Annotated in this window: 6 protein-coding genes and 1 pseudogene; 1 reads left to right on the top strand and 6 read right to left on the bottom strand. The window is 36.5% G+C overall.

Translation table 11 applies throughout. The features are described 5' to 3' along the window. Positions 1-94: 94 nt before the first annotated feature. Positions 95-535 (top strand): annotated as a pseudogene (locus tag AC06OU_RS00655) (LCP family glycopolymer transferase); the annotation flags it as partial. 85 nt (positions 536-620) lie between these two features. Here AC06OU_RS00655 and AC06OU_RS00650 read toward each other — a convergent pair. The 6 genes from AC06OU_RS00650 to AC06OU_RS00625 all read right to left on the bottom strand — a co-directional run. Beyond that, on the bottom strand, positions 621-1481 hold the full coding sequence (locus tag AC06OU_RS00650; protein ID WP_475853417.1) for a 5-oxoprolinase subunit C family protein: 861 nt from the start codon (positions 1479-1481) through the stop codon (positions 621-623). Further along, positions 1478-2242 (bottom strand): LamB/YcsF family protein, encoded by a 765-nt coding sequence (locus tag AC06OU_RS00645; protein ID WP_475853419.1) that lies wholly within the window; start codon positions 2240-2242, stop codon positions 1478-1480. The genes AC06OU_RS00650 and AC06OU_RS00645 overlap by 4 nt, the downstream gene beginning before the upstream one ends. After that, positions 2242-2985: a 5-oxoprolinase subunit PxpB gene (gene pxpB, locus AC06OU_RS00640; protein WP_475853414.1), complete on the bottom strand. Its 744-nt coding sequence runs from the start codon at positions 2983-2985 to the stop codon at positions 2242-2244. Before pxpB ends, AC06OU_RS00645 begins: the two co-directional genes overlap by 1 nt. Further along, positions 2975-3589: a pyroglutamyl-peptidase I gene (locus tag AC06OU_RS00635; protein WP_475853412.1), complete on the bottom strand. Its 615-nt coding sequence runs from the start codon at positions 3587-3589 to the stop codon at positions 2975-2977. The genes pxpB and AC06OU_RS00635 overlap by 11 nt, the downstream gene beginning before the upstream one ends. Before the next feature lie 116 nt (positions 3590-3705). Further along, a complete protein-coding gene (locus tag AC06OU_RS00630; RefSeq protein WP_475853411.1) occupies positions 3706-4773 on the bottom strand; it encodes a hypothetical protein in 1068 nt (355 codons plus the stop codon). A gap of 30 nt (positions 4774-4803) precedes the next feature. Continuing rightward, positions 4804-5735, bottom strand: a 932-nt coding sequence (locus tag AC06OU_RS00625) for an aminotransferase class I/II-fold pyridoxal phosphate-dependent enzyme (RefSeq protein WP_475853410.1), incomplete at its 5' end; no start/stop codon positions are given.

The raw sequence follows: 5735 nt of genomic DNA, 5'->3' as shown, positions 1-5735 counted from the left end.
AATGTGATAATTATCACATTTAAGCATATAAATATCATTAATAATTTATAAAATAATAAAAAGGGAATGAACAAAGTATTATTTCGTAGACTCTGTAGGTGGAGTAAATGTTGTAAAAAAAACGACCTTTGAAGTGTTTGGCTATACCTTTCTTGAGGGAAAAATTAGATTACAGGGACAGCAGGAGCTAGATTATATAAGAATGCGCAAAGATGATCCACTAGGAGATTTTGGAAGACAACATCGTCAAAAACAAGTAATTCAATCTCTACTTAAAAAGGGAGCAAACTTCAATCTACTCCTGAGGAATAAGGAACTACTTCTAATTATTGAAGAAAACCTACAAACAAATATGACCTTCGAGCAGATGCTAAATATACAAAAAGATTATAAAAAAAGTATAAATACTATTGAAACTCTGACCTTTGAAGAAGGTGCTGGAGAACTAAAGGATGGAATTTGGTATTATATGATGAATGAGAATGAATTAAAAAAAATTTCCGAGGAAATAAAGCTACATTTAGAAAAGCATTAAAAATTGTATAAACAACATATATGCATGCTCAAAAAGGATTGTCATAAAACACACAACTGCTAGGTGTATTTTATGACAATCCTTATCACTCTCTCCATTGAAAACGAATCTTTCCACCACTCCTCAATTGGGAGATCTTCCATAAATCTTCGTCTACTATTTTCCCCATGGTAGCATATCCACCAACCGTATGTGCATCTGCCATTAAAACAACCGGCTGACCATTATTAGTAATTTGAATAGTACCAAACTGGGTTGCCTCCGATAGAATATCGCCCTTAGAGACGAACTTTAGCTCAGGGCCATCTAAATAATATCCCATCCGATTCCCAGCCTTATATGTATAAATCGAATTAAAAAAAGTATCAATACTGCTCGTTTCAAATAAAGCCAAATGTGGACTTCCCCAAACATTAACAGTTACATCATTTTCATAAGTAGGAATAAAAGACGGTATTAATCGAGAGCGTTTGTTTGTATACGAAGTATCCCTCCCATATAAAATCATGTTTGGCTTCAGTACATATCCAATATCTGCTCTTGGATATGCTGAACTACTGTTCATCACCTCGTCCGCACAAAATCCTCCTTGTGGAATTATGTAAGCAATACTTCCTTTACTTGGACTATTAAAGGATAGGATTTGACCTTTAATGACTAGAAATGATGTCCATAGCTCCACGGGGTTTCCATCTAGCGTAGCTTCCAGATCCGCCCCACTGATAACTAATTTATGAGTATCTAAAACTTCCAGTGATAAGCCACCTAAAAATAGTTCTAATGCTAAGGAGTTTGGAGAGTTGGATACAATTTTATTCCCCATTTGAAAAGCATATTTATCCATCGGTCCAGCAACAGGCATCCCAAATTTCCGATACCCTGGTCTGCCTAAATCCTGATAGGATGCGTAAACCCCCTCTTTTATAACTTTAAAAAGCGCCTTCATATTCCCAACTCCAAAGGTGCAATCCTCACATTGTTTTCCTCTAGGACTTTTCTAACTTTCCTAACGACTGCCGAGACATTTTTGCCATCGCCATGAAAGCACAAGGTATTAGCATGGATTCTTATACTATCCCCAGACTTGGTCTTTACTTGTCGATCTTTTACGATTCGTAAAACCTGCGTAACGATATCTTCATCAGTAGTCAAAATAGCATTTGGCTCTGTTCGGTTAACTAGCTGCCCATCCTCATCATAAAGGCGATCGGCAAAAGCCTCCTGTGCAGTTTGAAGACCTATCATTTTTCCTGCCTCTATTAGTTCACTGTTGCATAACCCATATAAAATCAAGTCTGGTTCCATATCAAACGTCGCCTGCGCAATTGCTTTAGCAACAGAGGAATCTTTTGCAGCCATATTGTAAAGAGCACCATGTGGCTTTACATGCCTAAGTCGTACATGATGAAGCTGACAGAAAGCCTTTAAGGCCCCAACTTGATAGATAACCATCTCATAGATTTCTTCGGGTGACATTATCATATTCCTACGTCCAAATCCTTGCAGGTCTGGAAAGCCTGGGTGAGCACCAATGGATAAATTATTTTTCTTAGCTTCCTTTACTGTTCGGTTCATTACCGAAAAATCTCCCGCGTGGAATCCACAAGCAATATTAGCTGAAGTAATCACTTTAAATAATTCCTGGTCTTCCCCTACGCTAAAGGCTCCAAAGCTTTCCCCTACATCCGCATTTATATCAATTGTTATCATTTTGAGAACTCCTCTACAAAACGTTTCATAGCAAGAGAATCTTGTTTTAACTCACTAGCTATCTCTTCATATTCATGTATTGAAATGGGAAAAAACCTAATTAAATCTCTTGCTCTTAATAGAAAATGGTCATTTCTAAAAGCCGAATAGAGCTCCAAAGGTGTTCTTCCAATAATGTTCCATCCTCCTGGTGATTCTAAGGGATATATGCCTGTTTGATTTCCTCCAATTCCAACAGAGCCTTTTGGTACTAAACTTCTAGGCTTGTCTAGGCGAGAAATGCAAAGACTTTTATGTAACTCTCCTAAATAAGGAAAACCGGGTAAAAATCCAATCATATATACGGTATATAATGGTTGTGTGTGAAGCTGAATAATCTGTTTGGAAGAAAGACCATTTAAAGAAGCTATTCTATCCATATCTAGCGAATACGGCTCCTCGTAACAAACGGGAATATGTACTAATCTAGATGGCATTTTTTCTAAAGCTAAATTTTTATGCTGCCATTGGAATAAGAATCCCTTAATATCGACTTTGTCTAATGCAGACGAATCAATAAAAAATACAGTAATTGTATGATAGCTTGGCACCACTTCCTCTATAAGATGATTCCATTCTAATGAAACCATTTCAGCAAAGAAATGTACTTGACTCCATACTTCTTGACTTATAGTCTCTTTAAAACTAAAACGTAAAGTCCTCTCCCCTGTTCTAAAAAATGTTGGCATTTCAATTTTCATGATGATCTAAAACACCAATACAAGTAATAATACTATTTTTCAAATCCTCGTGAGACCAGCTTGGGATTTTACCATGTGAAATCGCAAGTTCATGAGATGCCGGAATATGGATGAACCCCGAAATCAGTTTATTATTGAACTTCTGTGCATAATGTAGTGCTTCATACATGACATTATTACAAAGGTAGGTTCCTGCTGTATTAGAAATTTCAGCAGGAAAACCATTTTGGATTAGCTTTTCCACCATTTTTCGAATTGGCAACGTAGAGAAATAACCTGGTTCTCCGTTTGCCTGGATCACTTCATCAATGGGCCTATTTCCTTTGTTGTCTACATCCCCATCTTGTACATTGATAGCAACTCTCTCAGGAGTAATTTTATACCTGCCAGCTGCTAAGCCTAAAGATATGTGTACGTCTGGCTTTTCTGCTTCCAGTAATTGAAGTAGCTCCTTACCAGAGGCACGAAAATCTACCGGTAGGATCTTACCAACAATCCTATGACCATTAATCTCTAAACCATTTAACTGTTCCACAATTTTCATAGTTGGATTGACAGTAAGCTGTAAAAACGGTTCGAATCCTGTTAATAATAATGTTTTCATTCTATTCCTCCTATTGATTCTATTTATTTGAATTTTCATATCATTTATTTTAACATTCTTGGAATATAAAATAACAACCAACAAGTTTTCTCTCGTTGGTTGTTTGAATAAAATAGTTAGTAAGGAGTAAAAATATCGACAATTTTCCATTCCTTATTTTCTTTTTTCAATAGATATACGTTTAAAATAGTTTCCTTTTTGTTTCCTGTAGTAGCAAGGTCCTCAACTTCCACATAGGCATAGCCACTAATGATGGAGTAGACATAAACGTTTAACAGTTCGAATTTTGTATCATTTTCATTGAAGGAAGTCTGAATATCCTCTTTTAAAAATTCATAGTCTGGAAAATCCTTACCGTATAACGAGAAGACTCCCGTTACATCTTTTTTATTGATCAGTTGGTTCATTTGACCAAAATAAATGTTGAAGTCTTTTTCTTGTGCAACAAAATTTATGTCCTTTCGCATGACCTTGCTGTATTCTTCAAATAGTCGATAATACATCGTATCATCTTTTATGGATTCTAAAGTTAAATACAACTCGTTTAGAATGGAGTCTTGCTTGGTTTTCTTTTGGATAGCCTGGTCCAGCTTAGTTATTAAGCCTTTTGCTATCTTTGCAGATTTTACATTAAGTAGCGTCTGTTGGGCAGGACTCTTATATTGAGCAATAAAAGCTTCACGTGTTGACTTACCGTAAACTCTATATAGAAGCTTTCCTTGCTTTCTAATTTCCTCGGATAATGCATGATAGGCAGTTTCCGTAAGCTTAGAGCTTGGATCCTTTCTATACTCTTGCTGAAGAGTGTTAGCCAGCTTCTGAATTTTATTGCCAGACGTAATGGCATCCACATACCCCATGGAGCGTTTATAATGAATCCCAGCTGTTTCCTCTAATTTTTTTTCTAATTCTGCCCTTTTAGCTGAATCACTTATCGAGGAAATCTCTTTTTGTGCCGCTAGATAAGCAGATTTAGTCGAATTGAACACCTTCATATCTGGAGTTTTAATAGACCGAGTATGTTCAATAGAAATTTGCCATTTTAAAGCCGTTGCTTCTTTCTCCGCTCTCTGAACTAGTGCTTCCGCTTTTGTTAATGGCGCTGCCTGTACATTCGCTACGGGAGCGAGTATAACACTACTAAAAATTCCAAGTGCAAGTGAATACGTAATTACTTTTTTCATTGTATTCTCCATTTCGTCATGTAATAGAATTCATTGGGACTGAATTTTTTCTATAAAACGTTCTAAACGATTTAAACCCTCTTCTAATACGGCCATGGAATAAGCATATGAAATTCGAATATAGCCCTCTCCATAAGGTGTAAAGGTACTGCCAGGAACTACTGCTACTCCACCTTCATGTAGTAGCTTCGTTGCAAAATCAAAAGACTTCATACCTAAACCTTCTATGGAAGGAAAAATATAAAATGCACCATTCGGCTTTATGACAGTAAGACCCATCTTTAACAAGCGATCATATACGTAGTCACGTCTTGTTACATACTCAATATTCATAGCGCTTGGGATGTCCTTGGAATTGGTTAATGCCTCTAGTGCTCCGTATTGTGATGGCAAAGAAGCACAAATAGAATTGTAAAGATGTACTTTTAACACATGCTCCATAATTTTCTCAGGACCTAATATGAATCCAATCCTCCAGCCAGTCATCGAATGCGACTTAGAAACCCCATGGATATAAAATAATTTGTCTCGCAGCTCCGGATAGGAAGCAAAAGAAACATGCTCTCCTATAAAGGTATTCTCACTATAAATCTCATCGGAGACAATATAAACCTCTTTATCCTTTAACATTTCTACTAGCTTATCCATTACCTGCTTTTCGATAACCATGCCAGTAGGGTTTGAAGGATTATTAAACAAAATAGCCTTCGTTTTATCTGTAATAAGCTTCTCTAATTCATCTGCTGAAGGCTGTAGACCAGTATTAGTTGTATCTAAATAAACGATCTTAGCGCCACAAAATTTAATAACAGGCTCATAGCCCGAGTATATCGGAGCCGGCAATATAACCTCGTCGCCTTCTTCTAAAATAGTTCGAAAAACTGTATCGATGGCTTCACTCGCCCCGTTAGTAATGACAATTTCTTTAGTTGGATTGTAGGAAAAACCATATTTATCTGTAA

Source organism: Psychrobacillus sp. (genome assembly GCF_056205495.1).
This window is presented reverse-complemented; position numbering and strand designations above follow the sequence as displayed.

Excerpts from the sequence above, each read along its gene's own strand:
- AC06OU_RS00650 (WP_475853417.1), bottom strand. The coding sequence starts at position 1,481 with ATGAAGGCGCTTTTTAAAGTTATAAAAGAGGGGGTTTACGCATCCTAT.
- pxpB (WP_475853414.1), bottom strand. The coding sequence starts at position 2,985 with ATGAAAATTGAAATGCCAACATTTTTTAGAACAGGGGAGAGGACTTTA.
- AC06OU_RS00635 (WP_475853412.1), bottom strand. The coding sequence starts at position 3,589 with ATGAAAACATTATTATTAACAGGATTCGAACCGTTTTTACAGCTTACT.
- AC06OU_RS00630 (WP_475853411.1), bottom strand. The coding sequence starts at position 4,773 with ATGAAAAAAGTAATTACGTATTCACTTGCACTTGGAATTTTTAGTAGT.